This window comes from Rhodopila globiformis (genome assembly GCF_002937115.1).
Taxonomy (GTDB): domain Bacteria; phylum Pseudomonadota; class Alphaproteobacteria; order Acetobacterales; family Acetobacteraceae; genus Rhodopila; species Rhodopila globiformis.
Map to the genome: position 1 here is coordinate 97,402 of NZ_NHRY01000269.1, position 22,994 is coordinate 120,395.

Here is a 22,994-nt window from a genome sequence, read left to right on the forward strand (position 1 = left end):
CGGGCCAAGGTTTCGCGGGATCAGGATTGGCACGATCAGAATCGAGGGTCACGACAATGCCGCAGCGCCACACCACCTCGGTGATACTGCCGCCACACGGGAACGAAGGCCTGCTTGGCCTGCCGCCCGATCCGAAGGGGATCGTGTTGTTCGCCCACGGCAGCGGCAGTTCCCGGCTCAGCCCGCGCAACACCATGGTCGCCGGGGTGCTGCAGCAGGCTGGGCTGGCGACGCTGCTGTTCGACCTGTTGACCGAGCACGAAGCCGCGCAACGAAACAACGTCTTCGACATCCCGCTGCTCGCCGATCGGCTGAACGCGGCCGTGGCGTGGGCCGGCGCATTCCCCGCCACGCGCGGCCTGCCGATCGGCCTGTTCGGCGCCAGCACGGGCGGTGCCGCGGCCCTGGTGGCGGCGGCCGGGCGGCGGGACGTGCGGGCCGTCGTCAGCCGCGGCGGCCGTCCGGACCTGGCGGGCGAGGCCCTTGCCAAGGTCAGCGCGCCGACACTGCTGATCGTCGGCGGGGCGGATCCGGCCGTGCTGGACCTGAACCAGCAGGCGATGCGCCGGATGAAGTGCCATTGCCGGCTGGAAGTCATTCCGGGCGCGACGCACCTGTTCGAGGAACCGGGCGCGCTGGAGATGGTTGCGAATTCGGCGCGGGACTGGCTCCGCCGCTACCTGGCTGAAGCGGGGCCGGGACGGTGACGTCAGCCGGCGCCGGAGGTTGCCGTTTCTTATCCGCCATGTTGGCGCCAATCGCGCTACGCGAAATGCGGCATGACGTCAGACGCCAGCAGTTCGTGCGTCTCCGCATCGTTCCGGTATGCGCTGCTGATCAGCAGCTGTGCCCCGGCATCATGGTAGCGGCCCACCAGCTCGGTGACTTCAGACGGCGTGGCGGCGACGCCGCGGAACGGGCTGCCCGCGGCCAGCCGGGCGCGCTTCGCCGCCAGAGCCGCGTCGTCACGGGCCAGCAACAGGCTGACTAGGCAGGTTTTCTCGATCGTGTCGTAGTTCCGCCCTTCCGCCTCGCAGTGCTGCCGCAGGATGGCGAACTTCCGGCCCGCTTCCGCCGGATCGCCGAACACGTTGCAGGCGTCGCCCAGGCGGGCCACGGCGCGCAAGGTCAGTTGCTCGCCCCCGCCGGCGATCATGATCGGCGGGTGCGGCTTCTGCACCGGCTTCGGCTCCAGGATCGCCGCCTCGGCGTGGAAATACGTGCCGCGGAAATCCGTCCGCGGGTTGGACCACAGCGCCAGGATCAGCCGCACGGCTTCCTCCATCTGCCGGATGCGTACCGCCGGGCGGGTGGGGAAATCCCAGCCATACTGGCGGTATTCGGTTTCGAACCAGCCGGCGCCGATGCCCAGCGTCAGCCGCCCCCGGCTGATCAGGTCGATGCCGGCGGCGATCTTGGCCAGGTGCGCCGGATTGCGATAGGCCACCGAGGTGGCGAGCGTCGCCAGGCGGATGCGGCTTGTCACCGCCGCCAGGGCGGACAGCGCCGTCCAGCCCTCGATGAAGGGCTCGTCCGCCGCGCCGACCGGCGGGATCTGGATCAGGTGGTCCATCACCGAGAACCAGGTAAAGCCGTGGTTTTCCGCCCATTGCGCCTTGGCCCTGGCGCCTTCGAAGGCCTCCGCCGGATCAGAACCGAAGATCCAGGATGGATTGTGGATACCGAATTTCATCAGCCGCCTCCTTCGTTCAGCAAGTCTGCCTGCCTGGAACGCCGGATCGGACGGCAGGATCAGCCGCGCCTGCCAGTTGGATCCTCGAAGCCCGTGCCGGGCCGGATGGTAACGCTGCCACGGTCCGGACCGCAACCGGCGGCGCCGGCCGCTATCGGCAGTATTTCCGCTTGGCAAGGCCGGCTTGTTGCGCCAACATCGCTATGTTCAGCAATATATGACGCCGTGGCCTGATGGCAACCGGGCGTGTTCATGAAGGCGCATGACCGGGGCAGGGCGCCCGATCGCCCCGGCCAGCGCCGCGCAGGCGGCCGCGCGACCGCACTGCACACCGCGGCCGGGCGGGCCGAAAGCGCACTCCAACCCGTGACGACGGCGTCAGTACCCACGCCGACCGGCCGCCTGCTGTTTCCCGGTCGCAGATCGTGGCCGCGATGCTGTGCCAGCGCGCCCGCCGCTACGGCGGCAAGTGTCCGGACTGCGGACGGCACCGGACCGGGATGTCGAGCGCGATCAGACGCCGACCATCACGTCCGAGGCCTTTATGACGGCCGTCGCGGTCTGGCCGACCTTCAGTTGCAGTTCCTCGGCGGCTTCGTTGGTGATCGAGGCGGTGATGGTGACCGTCGGCGAGACCTCGATGGTCACATGGGTCGTCGTGGCGCCTGGCTTCACGGTCTTGATGGTGCCGGCGATCTGGTTGCGAGCGGACAGTTTCATGTGAAGGCTCCTATCGGTGTTGCTGACCGGCGCGGGTCCGGTCCGACGCGGCCCAGTGTTGGCGCGCGAACCGGCATGTGTCCAGACGAAACGTACGGCGTGCGGAAGGTTGCCGGTGGCTTGCCGCGGTTCCGTCCGCCGGCATGGACTGAGCCATCCGTAGCCCGGCTGGCCTGGCATTCAATCGCGCGTTGACCGCCCGACGACGGCGAAGACGCCGCACTCGGCGCTGCCGGCGCGGGCGGCCGCCGGGCGCGGCGCGGGCGGCCGGGGCTTCGCCGCGGTGACGGGCACGGCGAATCCGGTCCGTGCGGCGGGCGCGGCCGCGCGCAACGCTTCAATAAGGATGCGCACCCGCTTGTCCGCCAGGCTGTAGTATACCGACTTCGCCTCCCGGCGCGTGGCCACGATGCCGGCGTCGCGCAACTGCCCAAGCTGCTGCGACAGGCTTGGCTGCCGCAGTCCGAGTTCGGTTTCCAGCCCGGCGACCGAGACCTCGCCCTCAAGCAGGCGGCACAGAATGCGCACGCGCATCGGATGCGCCAGGGCGCGGAACAGCGCGGCCGCCGCCCACGGGTCGCATGCTTCTCCCGGATGGCTCCCCCTTGGGCGGCTCATGGCGCCACCGGGCGGGACTGGTAGTACCAGGCGGGCGCGCCGTCGCGGGCGCGGGCATCCGCCTCGGCGACGGTAAGAGGCGGGGGCAGCAACGCGTCCTGCCCGGGTTGCCAGTCGCCGGGCGTGGACAGGCCGGCGGCATCGGCCTGCTGCAGCGCCGCCACCGTGCGCAGCATCTCCGGCGCGCTGCGGCCGATGGCGGTCGGGTAATAGGTCAGCAGGCGCAGGATACCGGCCGGGTCGATCAGAAATGTCGCCCGCACCGTTGCGGTACTGGCGTCGGCGGGGTGGATCATGCCATAGGCGGCGGCGACAGCCATCGACGGGTCCTCGGCGATGGCAAAGGGGATTTCGATGCCGAACGACTCGCGGATGCTGCGTACCCAGGCCAGGTGGGCGAACAGGCTGTCCACCGACAGGCCCAGCAGGTCGCAGCCCAGCGCCTGGAACCGGTCGTGCAGCTTCGCCAGCGCGATGAATTCCGAGGTGCAGACCGGGGTGAAGTCGGCCGGATGCGCGAACAGCAGCAGCCAGCGGCCACGATAGTCGGCCAGGCTGCGCTCGCCATGGGTGGTACGGACACGGAATGGGATGGCCGGCTCGTTCAGGCGCGGCAGCGCGGCCGGAAGCGCGGCTGCGGGGATGCTGCTGGCCGGATCGGTCCCTGCGCTCATCGGCAACTCCTGCCATTGCCTGACCGGATGTTATACACTATATGATAAGATATATCGTTAAGTGAGCCGCGGCCGCAACGCCGTCCGCCAGAATTTTTGCGTCCTCCAGCCTGAAAGGTCCTGCCATGTCCGCAGCCGCCCCGCCCATCCAGTCCGCGATCGACTCCTCCCGCCGCGACATCCTTGGTCTGACGGCGCTGGCCGGTGCCGCGATCGGTATCGGCGCCGTCGCCTGGCCGTTCATCGACAGCATGAACCCGTCCAAGGACACGCTGGCTGCCGGCGTGCCGATCGACGTCGATCTCAGCAAGATCCAGGAGGGCCAGCAGATCATCGTGATGTGGCGCGGCACCCCGATCTTCCTCATGCGCCGCAGCAAGGCTGCGCTGGCGCGGTTGCAGGATCCGGTGCAGCTCGCCCGGCTGCGGGACGCGAATTCCCAGGTCCACCAGCAGCCCTCCTACGCGATGAACTGGCACCGCAGCGTCAAGGAGGAATTCGCCGTGCTGGTGGCGATCTGCACCCATCTCGGCTGCGTGCCCAGCCTGGTGTCGAAGCCGGACCCGGCCGAGCCGATCGAGAACTGGCCGGGCGGCTATTTCTGCCATTGCCACGGTTCCAAGTATGACCTGGCCGGCCGGGTCTTCCAGGCCGTGCCGGCGCCGTACAACCTGCCGGTGCCGCCGTACCACTTCGTCGCCGACGAGACCGTGCGCATCGGCGAGAATCCGCCGAACGTCGATTTCGAGCTGGGCAGCGTCGTCCAGATCTAGGGCCGTGCCTCCCTGCGTTCGTCGCACGTCGCGGCGGACGCCGGGGATCGGCCGGCCACTGACCGGCGGCGCCCTGCGTCGGCGCTGCAGGCAACCGTCCTTGTCGCATGCAGCGCGCCGGAGCCACGGTATGCGATCACTGCGAGAACCGAACCCGCCCCGCCGCCGCGCGGCGACCGGGGGCCGCGCATGACCGGCCGCTGGTACGAGCGGCCCAACCGCATTCCCTGGCCGCCGATGATCTTCGCCGGCGTCGCCTGTGTGGCGGTGGTGCTGCAACACGTCTTTCCGCCCGGCCTGACGCTGCCGCCGGCCCTGCGCTGGCTCGGCGCCGCCACGATGGTTATCGGCGTCGCGCTCGACGTGTCGGCCATGGCGGTGATGCACCGGCATCGCGCCAACATCCAGCCGCACCGTGCCGCCACGGCGCTGGTGACCACAGGGCCGTTCGCCCTGTCGCGCAACCCGATCTACCTCGGCAACACGCTGCTGATCGCCGGCGCCGGGATTGCGTTCAACGTCCTGTGGTTCGTGCCGATGGCCATCGTCACCGCGTGGCTGGTGTCGCGTCTGGCGATCCGGCGCGAGGAGGCCCACCTGGCCGCCCGCTTTGGCGCCGCCTGGACGGCTTACGCCCAGCGCACCCCGCGCTGGCTGCGCCTGCGGCGCTGACGCTTCCGTCCGGAGGCGCGGCGGCAGTCCGGGGGATACACCAGGCGCCGGACCGCACGATTGGCTTGCAGTTCGCGGCAAACCTGATACAACGTAACGCACGATATATCGCAATACATCGTCGCCACACCGGCGCGCCCATCCCGAGGACTTGCCTCCGCCATGAAAATCGCTGTCACCAGCCAGAACTTCCGAGTCGTCACCGGCCATGCCGGCCGCGCCCGCCGCTTCCTGGTCTATGATGTCCAGCCGGGCGCCGAGCCGGTCGAGGTCGCCCGCCACGACCTGTCGCCCGAACAGTCGTTCCACGAAACCGGCGGCGCCGGCAGCCACCCGATCGACGGCTGCGAGGTGCTGATTTCGGCCGGCTTCGCCAACCATTTCGCCCAGGTGATGGCCGCCCGCGGCATCCTGGCCGTCACCACCGACAAGGTGGACCCGGCCGAGGCGATCAAGGACTTCCTGGTGCGCCGCGACGCCGGCACGCTGCTGCCGATGGCCGGCTGCAAGTGCGGTGGCGACTGCGCGGACGACCACGACCACGCGGAACACGAAGCCGTCTGACAACCACCTGCCGCGAAGCCGGGGCATCGTGATCCCGCTGCCACCATCCTGGCGGCGGCCCCGGCTGGCCGGCCTCGTTCCATCCTACGGAGCATTATTTCCGTGAGTATTGCTGTCTCCGTCCCCGCCCCGGCCCGCTACACGCTGCTGGCCCGGACGTTCCACTGGACCATCGCCGTGCTGATGGCCGGGATGTTCATCACCATGTTCCTGCACCAGGGCGCTGCGGAGAACTCCCCTGCCGCCCTGTACTGGATCAAGGCGCACATGTCGCTCGGCCTGCTGGTGTTCGGGCTGTCGCTGCTTCGCCTGCTGGCCCGCCAGACGCCGCCCGAGCCGCTCAGCCGGGGCATCGCGCGCCTGGCCGCCGTCGGCATGCAGAAGCTGCTGCTGCTGGTCACGCTGCTGCTGCCGGTGACCGGCTTCCTGCGCGTGATGACGCATGGCTATGCGGTCAGCTTCTTCGGCTACACGATCCCCTCGGTGACCGGCAACATGCCGGGCGTCAATGCCATCTTCAAAGTGCTGCACGGCGGCGCCATGCCGCTGATCGTGCTGACGCTGATCGGCCTGCACATAGCGGCGGCGCTGTTCCACCACTTCGTGCTGAAGGACGCGACCCTGAAGCAAATGGTGTAGTCTCCGCTCAGGCATAAGGAGTTTGGGCCATGGCGCATGACCTGATCCTGCATGAGGCGATCGTCGCGGTGCGCGACTCGCTTGGCGCGGAGCTGGATGCCATCCGCGTGTCGCGCGCCGTCGTTGGCCTTTACTTCACCGGCGTGTCGCTGGATTGCGGCACCGCCGGCGCCTGCCACACGCCGGCGAAAACCGCGGTGCACGAAGCCTGTTGCCCGATGGGCGAGCAGGTGATGCCGTTCCCCGGCACGCTCCGCGGCCGCCCCGCCTCCGACCTGCTGGAGTATGCCCTGTCGCCCAACCTGCTGGCCCGCGCCGTTGGCATCGCCACGCTGAACGCGCTGGCCGAGGTGCTGTGGCAGCGTCGTCCGCATCCGGGGGTGGACCTGCGGGTGAACGTCGATGGTTTCGATGCCGCCGCGATCCAGCCCGAGGAGCAGGTCGTGCTTGTCGGCGCCTTCATCCCGTTCCTGCGGGCGCTGAAGCAGAAGCGCCAGCCCTATACGGTGCTGGAACTCAGCACGGCGATGCTGAAGCCCGAGGAAATGCCGCATTACCGCCCCGCCGCCGATGCCGCGGACGTGATCCCGGGCGGCGACGTGGTGCTGCTGACCGGCAGCACGCTGCTGACCAATACGCTCGACGACCTGCTGCGGATGTGCAGGCCGGACGCCCGGGTCGTGGTGGTTGGCCCAACCGTCGGGCTGCTGCCCGAGCCGCTGCTGCGCCGCGGGGTGGACGTCATCGGTGGCATCCGCGTCACCGCGCCGGAGACGTTCCTGGACGTGCTGGCCGAGGGCGGCTCCGGCGCGCATTTCTTCGGCCGCTCGGCCGATCGCGTGGTGCTGGCCCGGCGCGGCCCGAAGCCGGCCCTGGCCTGACGGTAACGCGCTGTTGCCCGGACAGGCGGTCTGCCCGCTGTACGCAACCATAAGCAGCCGATCGGCAGGGCCGAGTGGAAATTGGCGGGCGGGATACCAAGTGTAGCGAAGCCTTGGCCGGTCCGGCGTGCTTTCAAATGATTTATTTGCCGATTGAGGCGCATATTTGACACCGTCCTGTTCATAGGCTCTCCGGAGCAAGAAGTGAGGGATTCTGCCGATGTCCTTTGCTGCAAATACCGGGCGTCCAAAATCGACCGCCTCGCACCCGGCATCCAGGGTGCGATATGTTTTCAGCGGGGGTAGTCCAGATCCTGGCAGGTGGACGGTCGTGCCGCCGCAGGTTTCGTCGGCACCCGGTGGCGACAGCGCTGCACCCGGGCCGGGGCGGCCGCAGGTCGATGCGACGCTGGAACGCCTCATTGCGCTGTACCAGGGGGCTGGCAACGCCGCGATCGACCTGGCCTCGGCGGTTGCACGGCGCATGGTGGCGTGCATCAGCTATCCCTCGTCCGGCTCGCCGGAGGCGGCTGCACAATCCGCGGCGGCCACGCCGTCGCCTGGAAATCTTGCCTTCGAAGTGGTCTCGAAGCGTGCGGCCGAGGGCATGCTGGACCTCTATATGACGGTGCCGTGGGCGTTCGCGCCTGCTGTCCATGCCCTGCATGCCGTTGATCGGAAAAGCGATCCACTGACCGGGATCACATTTATCCCCGGCGGCATGCAGCAGCCGTCGGCCTTGCGGATCGAGGTTCCCGACGACCAGCCGCCCGGCGTTTACACCGGCGCGGTGGTCGATGCGTTGACGGGCGAATCAGGCGGCCACCTGATCCTTCGGCTGTTCTGAGGCTTCGGGGGACGGCCGTTATGTCAGCGCCTATGCGGCTCGTCCCGGCCATGACGACAGAGCGGCGACTGGCGTCGGCGAGTCCACATGACCTTATGCGTGGCTCATCAGATCCTCCCGCCGCACGCCGTCGAATCCCTGGATGAAATCGGCTCCGTAGGCGCCCGCCGGGGTCCGGAAACCGGGGCGCGCCTGGCCGGCGAGAACACGTTCTGCAATCGCCACGACAGAATAGTACGTGAACGTATAGACGTTCGGCGTATGCAGCCGTGCCCGCACGACGCGGCGGTAGGCATCCTCGGCCTCCGCGACGATCACCTTCGGCGTGGCCGCCCGCATCGTCTCCGACGGCCCTGCCGGCCACGCCCTGGCCGCCAGGGCCAGCAGGCTTTGCACAGGCGGAAGCCGCAGCGGTTCCGCGGCCAGTGAAACCAGTTGATAGGCCGTGCGGCCGAGGATGCCGGCTTCCAGGTAGGCTTCGATGTTCGGAATCCCGGTGGTGAACCAGGCGGTGAACACGTCCGGCCACGGCATCGCCGTGCAGATCGAGGCGCCGCTGCCGAAGTCGAATGCCCGTTCCAGGCTGCCGGCCGGCACGGACCGCAGCACACCGTTGCGGCGGACGGGCACGAAGCCGCTGACCATGCCGAGCATGGAGGTGAAGCTGCCGCGCGAAATGACGTCGCCGCGGGAAAAGCCCAGCCGGAGGTACAGGGCACCCGGCAGGCGGGCAGCCACATGCGCGGCCAGGCAATCCGCCGCCGCGACCACGAAGCCGGCGCCCGGCATGATCATGATGCCTGCCTGTTCCGCATGCGCATCGAGGCTGCCCAGGTAGCGCAGGACCGGGAGTTCGCCGGCAACGTCCAGGTAGTGCGTTCCGGTGCGCAGGCACGCCTCGGCAAGCGGGCGCGCCGTTGCTTCGAACGGCCCGGCGGCGTTGACCACGACGGCGGCATCCGCCAGGGCGGCGTCGACGGCGCGTGGATCGTCGAGCGCAACGACCCGGCTGGCCAGCCCCAGCGACTGCGCGAGCGGCTCGATGCGGGTGCGGTTTCTTCCGGCAACGATCGGGTCGAGCCCGCGCATCCTGGCGCGCGCCGACAGCAGCCGGCCAGTGTAGCCGCCGGCGCCATAGATCAGCAGGCGGTCAGCCATGGCCGGGGCGGATCGGGCGCCGGCGGCCGCCGGCGGTCACGGCCCCGGCTTCCCGCGGGTCACGAAGACCGGGGCGTCGCATTCGTCGTGCTCCATGCCGGGCCAGCGCGCGAGTCCATGTTGCCTGCCCCAGGGATGGCCTGGCGCTCCCAGCGGCCCGACGGATTCGGTGGGGAAGCAGTGATCGGGCTTTTCCCGGTAGCGCGGGCCGAAGTGCATGACCCGAGGGTCCTTTGAATCATGCTGCAGCCTGGTACGCAGATAGGGGCCGTAATTTTCCCATTCGTCGCTGAGGATGCTCTCGACGACGACCTGGATGTCGTCCAGCTGCTTCATCGACGCCGCGGCATCCGCCCGGGACAGGCGGTACCACCGGCCGGGGTTGATCCAGTCGTCGACGATAACGTCCAGCCTTCGTGCAATCGCAGTGAGCCTGACGGTCGGATCGATTCCGACCGGCGTGTGAAGCCGCCCGGCGTCGATCTGTTCGATGTCGTGCCGGCGCCGCAGGGCAAGGAAGCTGATCTTCTTGCCTCGGCCCGCCAGCAGCAGGGCGTTCAGCGGTTCCGTCACGCTGGACGGCAAGGTCATTTCCAGCAATTTCCGTCGATTGACATCGAAACGGTTTATTTCGTGCAGCGCCTGCTGGATCTCCTGCACGCTTTCCTTCGTCGCCTCAGAAACGAATTCCGGCCAGGTCAGGTCCTGTTCCGGCGGGGGTTCCATGACCCACGCCACAAGGCATTTCAGTTTCGTTATGGGGTCGTTGTCCTGCCAGTCCAGATCGCCCACATCGGGTCTGGCAAATGCGTCCTCCGGCATGTCCTCACGGGCGGCCCGCAGCGGGAAGTCCGGCAGTTGGAGCGGTGCTGAACGTGACTCCTTGAAAGCTTTCTCGATCGCCCGGGCCAATGCGACCATGAGATCGACCGGCAGGGCGTCGCAAAACGCCCGGAACGGGGACACCGTGAATGCGGCCTGCTCCCTGGATGCGGCCCGGAGGTCCTTGAACAGAGCGTGCAGGTGCTCGTCGAATTTTCGCACCTCGGCATCGACTGCGTTCTGGTGGTGCTGATCCAGATGTTCCACGGCCAGCGTCATCAGCGCCAGGTCGTTGGTCAGGGACTTGCGCAGCCAGCGGTCGGCCTGGTCCCGCAGATTCTGGCCGTTGCCATCCGCCAGGTCATCGACCAGCGCCGGGCCGACGCAGGTTCGTCCGGAGGGATAGAAGAACGGACCCCGCGCCAGCCGTTCCCTGACCCTGTGGCTCTCGGACGGAGGCCAGCCCGTTGGCCTGAACCAGGGATGCGTCATGTCCCAGACAGTGGCCGATGGGCGGCCGCCATCGCGCAGAAACGCGGAGTCCGGCTCCACGGCGCACAGCGCCCGGCCGATGATCGTCCCCAGTTCTTCCTTTATCGAAACATGCATCCAGAACGGCCGGATCGGCTGCAAATTGAAAATGACGTCGCCATTTCTGGAATCAACGCTCTTGTCCTTGAGGCCGAGCAGCTCGACGATCGGATGCCCCGGTATCCGATGCACCCGGACATGGACACGCTGCTCGATCTCGCGCATGTCATAGATCCGGGTGATTGATCGTTCCGTGTGCACCGCCGCCTGGTAGCAGGCGCGGTTCATGTCGTCGGCATCACGATACTGCTTCATCGTAATGCGGTTTACCGGCACGCGGTGCGCAAGAAGCTCCAGCGCCAGCGCCTTGACGTTCTTCACGTGCTTATGCTGGCTCGACGCCAGCCGCGCCTTGCGCCTGAGATCGTTGACAAGCTTGCGTCCCCAGCTGTTCCCCAGGCCGCGCCATCCCTCGTCATCGCCGGGCTCCAGCACGTCATGCTCGTCGATCTCCAGCAAGGTGCGGGGCCGTTCCTCGGGATTCGTGGTGACATCCGGATAAATCGCGGTCTTGACATGCAGGAATCGCCGATCGGCGGCGGGGCCCTTCGGCGACATCCAGGCATCCTTCGGACTTTCGATCGTCGCCATCACGGTGTTCCGGCCGTTGACCTCGCGATCGGTGATGACCGCACGGGTGCCGTCGGCATAGACGAACGGCTCGACGATGCCGAGACTGATCAGCTCCTCGTTCCTGTACCACTTGACCGGCACGCAGAAGGCCACTTCATAGCGCGGCCACCAGTCGAGACTGTTGCTGCCGGCCCAGTTCGTCCCGCGCTCGCTGCGGTTCGACGCCACGACCATGTAGACATAGCTTCCGCAGGTTTCGAGTTTGAGCTTCTCTCCCATGCTCTGGGGCGCCCCGGCGAACGGCCGGTTCCAGTACGTTTCGATCAGATGATCGAGCCTTTCCCTGTCCGCCAGCAGCGGATAGACCTGAAGCGTTATTTCAGGGAAATGGAACGGTCCCGCCACGGGCTGCGTCGCCCCGCCCAGCGCGGTGCTGAACACGTTGGGCGCCTGCTGGGCGAAACCCGCCCGGCCGAAGCGTGCCGCCGCCGCGGCCTCGGCCTGCATCGGTTCCCATTCCACGCTGCCCGGAAGGTGGCGGCGGCCACTGGCCTTCCACGCGCGGTCATCGATCCATTTGTTGACTGTCCGCTGTTCGGTCAACTGTCCCATCTGATTGGTGCGGGAACAGATCACCTCGCCGGCTCCGTAGAACAGGTCAACGTTCATCCAGAACGGAAAGCTCGGCTTCAGCGTTGTCACGGTGCCGTCGGGAACGTTCAGGTCGGTGACCCCCACCTCGATCCCCAGCGACTCGACGATCGGCTGGGCGATATAACGATGGATACGAATCGAATATCCGCCGGAGGGATCGGCCCGCAGCAGATCCCAGTCCCCCAGCAGGCCGCTGCCGTTGAGCCGATCGACGCCCATGGCGGAATCCACCAGGGCCGTGTAGCAGGACAGATGCGGTTTTTCGGGATCGCGGAACTGCTTCAGGGTGATGTTCTGGGTGAACAGCTTCGGCACGTCCATGTAGGTCTTCACGCCCACCGCGTTGGCCGAGCCGCGCGGGCCGGCCGCCGCCTCGCCGGAGCCGCCGAGCGACGGCAACAGCAATCCCGACAGCATGTTGTTGGCGAGCGAGGTCGCTTTCGCGCTCATATCGAACAACGCCAGCAGGTTGCGGCCGGGCGGAAAGCCCCGGATGCGCAGCCCGGCCAGGATGTCGGTGGCATCGCCAAGCAACGAAAGCGAACTGCGCAGCATGTTGGGAACAATCGCCGTGACCGACCATGGACAGTTCACGTCGGCGGGAAATTCCGCATAGGACGCGGCAGGCGCGCGATCCACCTCGACCAGCACCTGCATCCCGTCGTCGCCGGCTGCACGGGCCGCGCCAGGGATTTGCGTGCTCATGCGCAACAGCCGCGTCGGCGCGCGCGGATGGGTCGTCCACAGCGGCGTGTCGGCGTCGATGCGCGCCAGCGCCTTCGGCCAGCCGTAGACCTCGCGGCCGGTGGTCAGCGACATCGGGGCATCGACGAAGATGAATGGCGAGACGCTGGCCCAGTCCTGGAACACCAGCTTGCCGTTCTGCCTTTGCCAGCGCTGCAGCGGAACGGCGAACAGCACCTCGTGCTGCGCCACCCAGCCGAGGCTCTGCGCCTGATGGGACGTCATCGACATGCCGCCATAGTTCAGCACGGCGAAATAGACGTATGGCAGCGCCGGCGTGAAATGAACAATGGAATCCGGAATATCCATGTTCAGGTACTCGTCGCAGAACTGCGTCAGCCGCGCCATGTTCGCCTTCAGCGGGAAAACACGGGCGGTGACCTCGCGAAACAACATCGGCGGCCCGAAGTATACGCCATCCTGGACCAGGTCACCGACCGGATCGATATACCTGGGCTTGAGGTAGAGCGGCATTCGGTTCCTCCCCTCCTGTTGGCAAGACCGGATCAGCCGGATCCTGCGGCACGGCGTCAGGCACGATGGAATATCCAGTGCGTCAGGCCCCTGATGAACTGCCTGTCGCGCGAGTCCGGCAGGCAGTCGAAGATTCGCGCATATTCGTGCAAGGCCGCGCCTGCCAGGCCATGGGCGATGCCGCGGGCATAGGCGATGGACCCGTATTCCTCCATCAACGCGCGGATCCAGGCGACCTGCTCCGCGGTGCGCACCGCGCGGGCGGAATCCAGCAGTTCGGCCAGGATCCTGCGTTGCGGCGGCGGAGACAGCCGATAGACATGATTCAGCATCAGCGTGCGCTTGCCCTCGAAGATGTCGCCGTTCGGCTCCTTGCCATAGGTTTCGTCGGGAACCAGGTTCAGCAGGTCGTCCTGGATCTGGAACGCTGCCCCAAGGAAAAATCCGAAGCGGATGAAAGGCTCGAGATCGATGCTGTCGCGCGTGCCGATCATTGCGCCGATGCGGCCTGGGTGAATCGATGCGAGCCAGCAGGTCTTTTTCAGCACCATTGTCAGGTAATCCGCATCGGTCAGGTTGTGGCAGTTGTCGCGCCGCCAACCCAGTTCCATTGCCTGGCCCTCGGCGGATTCCCAGGCCATGCGCTCGGTTTCCCGCACGATGGACAGCGCCAGCCTTGGTCCGATGCGCCCGAAATTATCGAACAGCGGGCGCATGCTCAGCAGCGCCAGGGCATCGCCGGTGTTCAGCGCCAGTGGTATGCCGTGCAGGGCATGCAGCGTGGGGCTGTCGCGGCGCTGCTCGCTTTCATCCTCGATATCGTCGTGAATGAGCAGGGCGTTGTGCATCAGCTCGATCGCCACCGCCGAAAGCAGGGCGTCGTCTATGCTGGCGCCGAACACCCGGGCGGTGGCAATGCACAGGCTGGACCGCATCATCTTGCCGCCGCGACGCGGATAGTCCGCCAGCAGATCGTACAGGTGCGGGCCGGGTTCCGCGGCCGGGAAATATGCCTGCATCGCGGCCCGGGTCATTGCGCCATACTCGGCGAGGGTTTCACGAACCACATCCGGGGCGACAACGTGGTCCATGATGTCCGACCTTCAGGCCATGTCAGGACATGATCCGCACGGATAACGTTCCGCACGGTTCATTGGTTGCGCTGTCAACGACGACGCCGGAATAGACGCCGGCCGGCTGGCCGTCCGGAACGTCTAGGTGCAGGACCGGCGAGGCCGTCGCCGGGTCCAGGTGGAAACGAACCGCCGTCAGCGGCGGCGCCGACGGCGTGGCGGCATGCAGGCTGTGCACCAGCGGCATGAACGTCGCGCCCTGCGGCCGGATGTCCAGCCTGACCTGCGTGCGGCGATTGGCGGCAAGTTCGAAACGGAAATTCGTGGCGCCGCCTGTTGTCGTTGCGGCGGCGGCGTCAGGCGATGCCTGCCAGGCGCGGGTGACGCCGGGCTGGAGCAGCGGGCTGCGCACCAATGTCTCCATCGCGGCGACCGCCAGCGCGCCCATGTCCTTGTAGATGTTGAGCGCCCGCTCGATCAGCGTGCTGAGTTCGGCCGGCGGCATCGCGCCGGGCTTGCCACTGACCTGCCGGAGCCGCGCGGCGAGTTTCTCGCCTTGCCGGATCTGCTCGTCGATGACGCTGTATCCCAGCTTCACGCCATGCGCGACCGTGGCCTCGATCGGCGCTCCGTCGTCCTGCTCGGGCGCGGCGGCGGTTTTTTCGCCGCCCAGCCCATGAGTCCGGATATAGCTCATGAAATCGCGGCGCGGTTCGTCGCGATCCAGTTCCGGACGGTGGAGCCGTTCAGGCTTGTCCACGACAATGCCTCGTGGCCGAACGGCGATTGGTTCTGGCTCCGAACCGGACATCCTGATGCCGGGGCGGTACGATTCTGCATCGGTGGCACATCGCGAGGCTCCCCCCTACCTTCGCGCGAAACACGGGAATTCTCTGTTATCCAGGCCGGTTTCGCCTACTCATTTTTTGGATATCACCCGCTCATCATGAGATTTGTGTGTCCTGATGCAATTGCGTCACGGGTTGCCGTCAGTATCATCGCGGAATACGCGATGACTCCTACGGATGGTCGTAGCCGGTGATATCCTCCAGTGGCGGCCACAGCGAAATCGCATGGGCCGCAAGGCGTCCCGACATGACCGCGGCCTCCACGCAGCCGGCGTTGTAGCCGCAATCCGTCCAGTCGCCGGCGATCGTCAGGTTGTCATAAGTATTGTCCAGTGGAGAAATCCGGCAGCGAAGCGTTCCCGGCAGCATAAGAACATAGCGGTCGGACGGATTCACGTTCGCTGTCCAGTACTGGGAGGAAAAGCGGCGTTCGCCGGCGACGGCGGACCCGGGATCCGACGGCGACTCATCGGGGTCGAGAAGCAGATCCCAACGGAAACCGCCTGACCACGCCAGCGCATTTGGCCAGAGGTGGTGGACCTGCCGGTTCAGGAAGTCGATGGCATTCCGCCGCACTTCGTCATGGCACGACGCTTCGTAGCCCGGTGCGTCCGCGTCCGATGGAGCGGCGGGGTCCGCCAGCACGTTGCAGAAATAGGCGACGGACCGCGGCGGCGAGCGCCAGTTCTCCTCGGGAATGACGTGCCCCATGTCGGCCCAGGTATCGAACGGCTTGGTGAAGGCGGACAGTGTCACCGGCGCTTCGGTCCAGCCCAGGGCCGCCATATCCTCGGTCATCCAGACCTGGAATGCCTGGGTCGCCACGGTCTTGACGTTGGCAACCATGCTCCGCCACCGCGCGTCGCGTTCCAGGATGTCCCGGCAGACGAACGGAATCACGCCGACGCTGACGCCCAGGACGACGAAATCGAAGTCCTCTGTAACGCGCAGCGTCCTGGCGCGGCTGCGGCGTCGTTCCCAATGGGACTCGAATCGCCAGCCCTCCTGCCGCAGGCGCTCTCCGTCAACCAGTTGCGAGAAATCGGGCGTGGACGGCCAGCACGGCACGCGCTTGACGTCGACCAGCGGCTGGTATTCCCCGCCACCGGCGATCTCGGCCTGTACGTCGAATTCGAGTGCCTCGACATAGGGACACTCGCCAAAGCCAAGCGATTCGACCGGCGCAAGCTTCACATCCGTCAACCGGTGGAAGAATTCGAAACGAACGCCGCGCCGCTTGAGCACTTCATAATACGGGGCGAACACGCAGTCGCCCATGCCGGACCGGAGCTTCCAGAAAATGGCACCGCGATAGGTGAAGAACAACCGCATCGAGCCGCGCAGGGCCTGTCCCGCGGCGAGGCCCGGGCGGGTTGGGTCGCCGTCCTCGTAGGCCATTGCCAGGTCGTACAGCCCGCGCACGAAGGCCGAATTCAGCGACCGTTCCGACGCCCCGTTCATGCGCAGCCACTCGCGGCTGTCGTACTGGTCGATGGCGCTCAGCCCTCTCGGGTCGGTCATCAGGCGGAAGCGCACCGCGCCCACCAGGAATGCCAGTACGAGGTCGATGACTTCCCATTTGTAGCATAGTCCGTCCTGCTCGGTAACGAAACTCTCCAGGCGGCCGCGTATGGCGGATACCACGGCTTCCATCAGGTTTCCGACAAGTCGTTCCGGAAAGGCCGGCAATGACCTCAGCGCAACGGTCAGCACGCCCAGCGCCTCGCTGATCGCGGCCGCGCTGGACAGAACCCCGATCCGCAGCAGCCGCGTCATGGTTGCGATCACGGTCTTTACGGTTGCCGGTGGCGGCTCGCCCTGCTCCGGTAGCCAGCCGGGCAAGTCCGGGCCAGTGTTTCCGGCGGGATCGCCGGGCGCATAACGTGTTCGCGTGTGGAACAACAGCAACCGGAGCATTGCGACCGTGCGCGCAAGATAGCTCCGTAACGTGAACGGACTGTTCAGCGCCACCGGGTCGCCGGGCAACCCGTCAGCCGGAGGAAAATAGGCGAGCCACTCAAGCCAGTTTCCCGACCGGGACCATTCCGTCAAGCCAATATGCGGTTCCGGGAAGAACGCATCGCGCCAGCCGGCAATGGGACACACGGCCGGATCGCGGCCCAGTTCGGCGTAGCATTCGCGCAGCAGCCGGAATGCGTTTTCATAGTAGCCAAGCCAGATATGCAGCCCATGCTCTTCGATGCGGCTGGCCGGCCCACGACCGGACGCCCCCTTGCCGCCCAGGCGCCAGCCGACCTGGTAGATCGTGACCTGGTATTTTCCGCGATGGTGCGGCCGTGTCAGCTCAAAGGCCGTCGTTATCGAGGCACAGCCACCGCCGATGATGGCAACCTTGATGGATTCGTCACGCCGCATCCCGATCCTCTTGCCGCCGTCCAGGCGACGGCCGTTTCATTGTTAATTCTTCTTGTGCCCGGGGTGTTCTTTTCAATCCGCCATCTGTGCTTCCGGCATGGACAAGGCCGCCAGTTCCGCAAGTGCCTCGGCCTCGGTCGGCACTGCGCCCTGGGAACGCGCGATCGACAGTGCCATCCTCAGTTCCGACGCCACGCGCGCCCGGTCGGGCGCCCTTGCCCGGGCCAGGACCCTGGCCCGCACCAGGTGCGCGCCCGCAAGATAAGCGAAGTCATGATACCGGATGATCAGGTCGATCGACGCATCCGCCATCCGCAGCGCTTCATCGTGCCGATCCGTTTCGGCATAGAACAGAGCCAGGTGGCTGGTGAAGAACCCGCTGAGCGTCGAGCAGCCGGCCTTTTTCCAGTCGGCAAGCGCGGCGAGCAGCAGGTCTCGGGCCTGCCGGACCTGGCCGAGATGGCCGAGGGCAATTGCCAGATGCGCCCGCGCGCTCAACAGCCAGGTACCGAAGCCGCAGGATTCCGAGACCTGGATGGCGCGCTCTGCCTCGTGCTTCGCCCGGCCATAGTCTTTTCGCGAGATCGCGTAACTGGCCAGGAACGTGCTGGCAATGGCCTGGTCGAACGGGCGGTTGAGCGACTGCACCCAGGCTGACAGTGCTTGCGCCGACGTTTCGGCACCGAGATCATCGCCGCGGAGGAAGCGCGTAATGGGCGCCACGATCAATGCCGACGTCTTCGCGTTCGCTTCGCTCGCGACGACGCTGCAGGCTGCCTCGTTCTGCTCGTACAGCCGAACTGCCCGATCGATACGGAACAGCAGTTCGTCGCCCAGTTGCCCGGTCAACCGCAGAATGAACGCCAGCGATGCATCCGCTTCGACAATATAGGGGATGTGCCCCGATTGCTCGCCGATCCTGACGCAGGTTCGCGCCAGTTCCTCGGCGGCGACCGCATCGCCCCGCACCGTCCAGAGCTTGCACAGTCCGTGCAGCACCGGGAACAATGGCGCGGTGTCGCCCATCCAGCTGCAGATGGCACGGGCGCGCATCAAGACGTCGCGCACCTCATCCGCTGCGTAGCCGTGCCGGGCCGACAGGCTGAGGGCGAGCGGGATGAGGCAGGAAAGCTCCTGCTGAAGCCGCGTGGTTTCGTCGGGCAGCAGGTCGATCAGCTTGAGGGCTTCGTTGTAGTGTTCGATCGCCTCGCGGTTTGCCGCCCGTGCCGCGGCGCGCCGGCCGGCCGCGATCCAGTATGGCAGGGCAGCCACCGGCGTTGCGGTCTGCGACAGGTGATAGGCGAGCACCTCCGGCTGGCTGTCCCGCACCTCGGGGAACCTGGCCTCCAGCGTCGCGGCCACCTGGCCGTGCAGGTTCTGCCGCTCGGACTTGATGATCGAGTCGTGGGCGGCGTCGCGCATCAGCGCATGCCGGAACAGATAGGTGCTCGCCGGCGGGTTGCCGGCTTGCCTGACGACGCCGGATCGCTTCAGCACGCCGAGGGCCGAGCGCAGCATCTGCTCCGGCCACGCCGCAACGGCGAACAGCAATTCGTAGCTGAACTGCCGCCCGATCACCGCGCCGATGCTGGCGATGCGCCGGGCCGGTCCGAGGCGATCCAGGCGCGCCACCAGCGAGTCGTGTAGCGACAAGGGTATTACATCCGGTTCGGCGCCGTCGATCGAAGCCGGGCCGGTCGCTTCCCGCGATTCGACGACGGACCGCGTCAGTTCCTCCAGATAAAACGGAATGCCATCGGAACGTTCTATCACCTGCGCCACCAGTTCCGGCGGCAGCGTGCCGGCGGCGACATGGGCGCAAATCTCACCGGCGCCTGCCGCATCAAGCCGGTCCAGGCCCAGTGTGGTGACGAACCGGAACGATGTCCACCGCGCCTTGAATTCCGGCCGGGCGGTCACGAAGACCAGGCAACGCTGGGCGGGCAGGTTGCGGACGATCAGGTCCAGCAGTTCCAGAGTCGAGGCATCGATCCAGTGCGCATCCTCGACGAACAGGATGAACGGTCCGGCGTCGCTTAACCGTACCAACTCCGCAACCAGGGCGGCCAGCGTCAGTTCCTTGCGCTTTCCCGGCGTCATCGCGTCCAGCGGCGACGTAACGGCGCCGGGGATCGACAACAGGGCCGCGAAGATCGCCAGCGTCATCGGCTCCGGCGGCTGGGGATGGCTCAGCAGGCGGGTCAGCTTTTCGATCGCGATCGGCGGCGGGTCCTTGGCGCCGATCCTGGCCGCGCGGGTGAATTGCTCGATGACCGGATGGAACGGGCTGTCCTCGTGCTGCGGGGAGCCGAACCAGCGGATGCGCGGCGCGGGATCGCCGGCGAGTTCGTGATCGAAACATTCCGCCAGCCGCGACTTGCCGATCCCGGCGTCGCCGATGACCTGGACGACCTGGCCTTCTCCGGCAAGCATTCTGCGCCAGATCCGCAACAATTTGCCGAGTTCCGGCTGCCGGCCGACGAACGGCGTGGGTTCGCCCTGCAGGCGGGCATGGAAGCGGCTGATGGCCGTATCCGGCCCGGTGACCCGCCAGGCGCGAACCGGCTGTGTGAAGCCTTTCAGCGACAGGCTGCCGGCATCCTCGTAGTTGAACAGCCCGCGGGTGACGCGCCTGGTTTCATCGGATATCATGATCGTGCCCGGCTGCGCGACGGACTGCAGCCGGGCGGCGAGGTTGGGGATTCGCCCAGTGATTTCCGCCATGCGGCGGTTGGCGCGGCTGACGCGGTCGCGCACGGTCACCAGGCCGGTGGCAATCCCAATGCGGATCTGCAACGGCATTTCGGCGTCCGCATCCATCGTCCGCACGGCGTCGAGTATATCGAAGGCCGCATATACGGCCGTGGCTGCATCGTCCTCGTGGGCGTGGGGATAGCCGAAATAGGCCAGCACGCCGTCGCCCATAAACTGCGCGAGAAAGCCGCCGCGGTCCGCGACGATGTTATCGCAGACGATATGATAGCGTTCCAGTGTCTGCATGAGATCTTCCGGGTCGAGCTTGACGGACAAGCCGACCGAGTCGATAAGATCGCAGAACACCGCGGTCGCGGGACGGCGCTCCGACCGGTTGATCGAGTCCCCGACGTTTCGCAGTTGCCTGGCGCTGTTCGCCGATTGGAAGGCGAAGCCGCATGCGACGCAGACCAGGGAATCCGGCGGGGACTGGCGATTGCACCTCGGACAGTTCACGTCTTCCTCCCACGTGGTACCGATCCACCAAGTATATGGCGCGTGGCTTAAGGTTTGTTGAGCCTCGTCGTCTATCTTATTATTGGCCACGACGGATCATAGTGCGGGATTGCATGTCGTCGATAGGGACTCTCACGACCTTGTGGCCGCGGTCGCCCGGATGCGCAACCGATACATAATAGTAACAGTATGGAATAACAACGGGACGGCAATGCAACGCCGGAAACGACGCCGGTGCCTTTCGTTGTTGCAGTACCGCCGCTATTCGGCGCAACCCATCCGGGGCCGCGCCCGGCGGCACCCGCACCGCAACGGGCAGCGCCGACAGCGGCAGCATCGCTCGGCACTGCGGCCGGTCCCTTGGCGGATCCGCGGTCCTGGAGTCGCCGGCACAGTGATCGCCACAGCATGATTGACTTGGCGTCCACGCACCAAAGCGGGATAACACCAGCATGACCGAACCAGCCCCCTCCCGCGCCGATCGGCTGAACGCAGCCCTGAGCCGGGCATTCGCGCCGACGGTGCTCGATATCCAGGACGACAGCGCCCGCCACGCCGGGCATGCCGGTGCCCAACCCGGCGGCGAGACCCACTACAGCGTCCTGCTGGTCAGCGCCGCCTTCCAGGGCGTCAGCCGTGTGGCCCGCTCCCGCGCCGTGCACAGCGCCATTTCGGCCGAATTTGGCACGGCCGAGCAGGGCGGCCTGCACGCCCTGGCGCTGACCTTGCGCACGCCGGCGGAGCATGCGGCGGAGACGGGGAAATAAATTCTCCTGTTTGTCCCCCTGCAAGGCAATTGGATGATTTTCTTCTCCGGGGGAAGGCTTTAAAGGGTCTCTCAGACGAATCGCGCCGGCTCGCCGGCCTGAGGGAAAGGCTGCCCCCGAATGAGTGCCGACAAGGATATCGATCGCCTGGACCGGGAGATCCTCCGGTTGCTTTCGGTCGATGCCTCGCTGTCCCTTGCCGACATCGCCGCCAAGGTCGGGCTGACGCCGACCCCGTGCTGGAAGCGCATCCGGCGGATGGAGCAGGACGGCATCATCCGGCGCCGCGTCGCGGTCCTGGACCCAGACAAGGTGGGCTTGCCGGTGTCGGTGTTCGTCGCGGTGGAGACGGCAGACCATTCCAGCGACTGGCTGGCCCGCTTCGCCACGGTGATCGAGAACACGCCGGAGATCGTCGATGCCTGGCGCATGAGCGGCGACGTCGATTACCTGCTGCATGTCGTGGTGCCCGACATCGCCGCCTACGACCAGTTCTACCGCAAGTTGATCGCCGCCGTGCCGCTGCGCAACGTCAGCAGCCGCTTCAGCATGGAGCGGATGAAGGCGGCGCCGCTGCCGGTGTAGGAGGCGTTAACCGGTTCTTAATCCGGCGCTGGCAGAAAGCAGCGGCTGGGGGCTTTCGTGCCAGCCCCATACCCGGCGGCCGATATTCGCCACAGCAGCAGGGCCAAGCCTGACGGATCCGCCTCGAACGCCGCTTTTCGTTGCCCGGACGCCGGTTCCTGGCCTGGCGAGCGTCACTCTGTGCGGCATTGTATCACGCCGGACGTAGAATCACCGCTGGACAGGTCATATGGTCGCCGTCGCTCAGGATCACATCGCGTCACTGACCGCCGACTACGATCAGGATGCGGACGTGCTTTACGTCCCGATTGGGGAGCCGCGCCCGGGGATGGGTGAAGACGGCCCGGATGATGTCGTCCTTCGCTACAGTCAGGATGACCACCAGCCATCCGGCGTCACCGTCCTGGGCTTCCGCGAGAATGGCTGGGCCCTCCGGACGCAGGCCCTTGCGGCCATCATCGCCCATCATGCTGGCGTCAGCGCGGCCGAGGCGCAGGACATCGTCGTCAACGCCACATCCGTGTGACAAGACCGCATCATCAGTCCACACGCAGGTATCGCCCACGCGCTGCCCTTGGCGAGGCGGCCGCCGTCCGCCGTATCCCCCGCCTGCCATCGCGTGCCAAAAAAACCAACATTTTCTGCGCGCTGTGAACCTTCTGTTAATATCCTTCTGATTACCTCCCGCCCGGCAATCAGGAGGTGGCCATGCCCGTCAGTCGTCTTGTCAACCGAAACGTCGTCGCCGAGCGCGGCCGGACCAGCATGCGGCTGGAGCCGGAACTGTGGGACGCGCTGAACGAAATCTGCGAACGCGAATCGCAGGACATGAGCACCCTGGTGCGCCATGTCGAGGCCGCCGGCCACACGGGGGGCCGTACCAGCGCGATCCGCGTCTTCATCCTCAACTACTTCCGCAACGCCACCACCGAGGCCGGCCATGCCGGCGCAGGACACGGGCCAATCGTACGGTCGCGTGTGGCAGAGGTGACGCCACTGCGCAGCGTGGTGGGGAACCACGTCAGCGCCTGATCATCG

At 66.6% G+C, this 22,994-nt stretch carries 21 protein-coding genes; 11 read left to right on the forward strand and 10 right to left on the reverse strand.

Annotated features, from left to right (window positions below; genetic code table 11):
* The first annotated feature begins 56 nt into the window (after nucleotides 1-56).
* Entirely contained in the window at nucleotides 57-707 is a 651-nt protein-coding gene (locus CCS01_RS30340) for a dienelactone hydrolase family protein (RefSeq protein WP_104522652.1), read from the forward strand.
* Between the two features lie 56 nt (nucleotides 708-763).
* Here the strand turns inward: CCS01_RS30340 and CCS01_RS30345 are convergent, their stop codons facing one another.
* From CCS01_RS30345 to CCS01_RS30360, 4 genes are all read right to left on the reverse strand, one after another.
* Nucleotides 764-1,693 carry a TIGR03560 family F420-dependent LLM class oxidoreductase gene (locus CCS01_RS30345; RefSeq protein WP_104522654.1) on the reverse strand — a complete coding sequence of 310 codons (930 nt, stop codon included), beginning with the start codon at nucleotides 1,691-1,693 and terminating at the stop codon, nucleotides 764-766.
* 513 nt (nucleotides 1,694-2,206) lie between these two features.
* Nucleotides 2,207-2,413, reverse strand: a complete 207-nt coding sequence (locus CCS01_RS30350; protein ID WP_104522656.1) for a TOBE domain-containing protein — start codon at nucleotides 2,411-2,413, stop codon at nucleotides 2,207-2,209.
* Nucleotides 2,414-2,593: 180 nt separating this feature from the next.
* Nucleotides 2,594-3,031 carry an ArsR/SmtB family transcription factor gene (locus CCS01_RS30355; RefSeq protein ID WP_104522658.1) on the reverse strand — a complete coding sequence of 146 codons (438 nt, stop codon included), beginning with the start codon at nucleotides 3,029-3,031 and terminating at the stop codon, nucleotides 2,594-2,596.
* Nucleotides 3,028-3,705 (reverse strand): peroxiredoxin, encoded by a 678-nt coding sequence (locus tag CCS01_RS30360; RefSeq protein WP_104522660.1) that lies wholly within the window; start codon nucleotides 3,703-3,705, stop codon nucleotides 3,028-3,030. The genes CCS01_RS30355 and CCS01_RS30360 overlap by 4 nt, the downstream gene beginning before the upstream one ends.
* A 125-nt stretch (nucleotides 3,706-3,830) precedes the next feature.
* On the opposite strand from CCS01_RS30360, the gene petA reads away from it, so the two are divergent.
* The 6 genes from petA (at nucleotide 3,831) to CCS01_RS30390 (ending at nucleotide 8,081) form a co-directional block, all read left to right on the forward strand.
* Entirely contained in the window at nucleotides 3,831-4,478 is a 648-nt protein-coding gene (petA, locus tag CCS01_RS30365) for a ubiquinol-cytochrome c reductase iron-sulfur subunit (protein ID WP_104522662.1), read from the forward strand.
* A 189-nt stretch (nucleotides 4,479-4,667) separates the two neighbouring features.
* Nucleotides 4,668-5,150 carry a methyltransferase family protein gene (locus tag CCS01_RS30370; protein WP_104522664.1) on the forward strand — a complete coding sequence of 161 codons (483 nt, stop codon included), beginning with the start codon at nucleotides 4,668-4,670 and terminating at the stop codon, nucleotides 5,148-5,150.
* 162 nt (nucleotides 5,151-5,312) lie between these two features.
* Entirely contained in the window at nucleotides 5,313-5,714 is a 402-nt protein-coding gene (locus CCS01_RS30375) for a NifB/NifX family molybdenum-iron cluster-binding protein (RefSeq protein ID WP_104522666.1), read from the forward strand.
* A gap of 102 nt (nucleotides 5,715-5,816) precedes the next feature.
* Nucleotides 5,817-6,353, forward strand: a complete 537-nt coding sequence (locus tag CCS01_RS30380) for a cytochrome b (protein ID WP_158258693.1) — start codon at nucleotides 5,817-5,819, stop codon at nucleotides 6,351-6,353.
* 29 nt (nucleotides 6,354-6,382) lie between these two features.
* Nucleotides 6,383-7,234: a DUF364 domain-containing protein gene (locus CCS01_RS30385; RefSeq protein ID WP_104522670.1), complete on the forward strand. Its 852-nt coding sequence runs from the start codon at nucleotides 6,383-6,385 to the stop codon at nucleotides 7,232-7,234.
* 331 nt (nucleotides 7,235-7,565) lie between these two features.
* On the forward strand, nucleotides 7,566-8,081 hold the full coding sequence (locus tag CCS01_RS30390; protein WP_104522672.1) for a hypothetical protein: 516 nt from the start codon (nucleotides 7,566-7,568) through the stop codon (nucleotides 8,079-8,081).
* A gap of 93 nt (nucleotides 8,082-8,174) precedes the next feature.
* Here CCS01_RS30390 and CCS01_RS30395 read toward each other — a convergent pair whose 3' ends face one another.
* From CCS01_RS30395 to CCS01_RS30420, 6 genes are all read right to left on the reverse strand, one after another.
* Nucleotides 8,175-9,239, reverse strand: coding sequence for a saccharopine dehydrogenase family protein (locus tag CCS01_RS30395; RefSeq protein ID WP_104522674.1), 1,065 nt, complete (start codon nucleotides 9,237-9,239; stop codon nucleotides 8,175-8,177).
* Nucleotides 9,240-9,275: 36 nt separating this feature from the next.
* Nucleotides 9,276-13,097: a hypothetical protein gene (locus CCS01_RS30400; RefSeq protein ID WP_104522676.1), complete on the reverse strand. Its 3,822-nt coding sequence runs from the start codon at nucleotides 13,095-13,097 to the stop codon at nucleotides 9,276-9,278.
* Nucleotides 13,098-13,153: 56 nt separating this feature from the next.
* A complete protein-coding gene (locus tag CCS01_RS30405; protein ID WP_104522677.1) occupies nucleotides 13,154-14,188 on the reverse strand; it encodes a polyprenyl synthetase family protein in 1,035 nt (344 codons plus the stop codon).
* A 22-nt stretch (nucleotides 14,189-14,210) separates the two neighbouring features.
* A complete protein-coding gene (locus tag CCS01_RS30410; protein WP_104522679.1) occupies nucleotides 14,211-14,930 on the reverse strand; it encodes a hypothetical protein in 720 nt (239 codons plus the stop codon).
* A 259-nt stretch (nucleotides 14,931-15,189) separates the two neighbouring features.
* Nucleotides 15,190-17,394, reverse strand: a complete 2,205-nt coding sequence (locus CCS01_RS30415; RefSeq protein ID WP_104522681.1) for an FAD-dependent oxidoreductase — start codon at nucleotides 17,392-17,394, stop codon at nucleotides 15,190-15,192.
* A gap of 72 nt (nucleotides 17,395-17,466) precedes the next feature.
* On the reverse strand, nucleotides 17,467-20,604 hold the full coding sequence (locus tag CCS01_RS30420) for an AAA family ATPase (protein ID WP_158258694.1): 3,138 nt from the start codon (nucleotides 20,602-20,604) through the stop codon (nucleotides 17,467-17,469).
* 452 nt (nucleotides 20,605-21,056) lie between these two features.
* Between CCS01_RS30420 and CCS01_RS30425 the strand changes: the two genes are divergently transcribed.
* The 4 genes from CCS01_RS30425 (at nucleotide 21,057) to CCS01_RS30440 (ending at nucleotide 22,988) form a co-directional block, all read left to right on the forward strand.
* Complete coding sequence (locus CCS01_RS30425; protein ID WP_104522685.1) at nucleotides 21,057-21,371, forward strand: BolA family protein; 315 nt, start codon at nucleotides 21,057-21,059, stop codon at nucleotides 21,369-21,371.
* 120 nt (nucleotides 21,372-21,491) lie between these two features.
* Nucleotides 21,492-21,956 carry an Lrp/AsnC family transcriptional regulator gene (locus CCS01_RS30430; protein WP_104522687.1) on the forward strand — a complete coding sequence of 155 codons (465 nt, stop codon included), beginning with the start codon at nucleotides 21,492-21,494 and terminating at the stop codon, nucleotides 21,954-21,956.
* A gap of 229 nt (nucleotides 21,957-22,185) precedes the next feature.
* Nucleotides 22,186-22,482: a DUF2283 domain-containing protein gene (locus CCS01_RS34485; protein ID WP_193540183.1), complete on the forward strand. Its 297-nt coding sequence runs from the start codon at nucleotides 22,186-22,188 to the stop codon at nucleotides 22,480-22,482.
* A gap of 182 nt (nucleotides 22,483-22,664) precedes the next feature.
* A complete protein-coding gene (locus CCS01_RS30440) occupies nucleotides 22,665-22,988 on the forward strand; it encodes a ribbon-helix-helix domain-containing protein (RefSeq protein ID WP_104522689.1) in 324 nt (107 codons plus the stop codon).
* Nucleotides 22,989-22,994 lie beyond the last annotated feature (6 nt).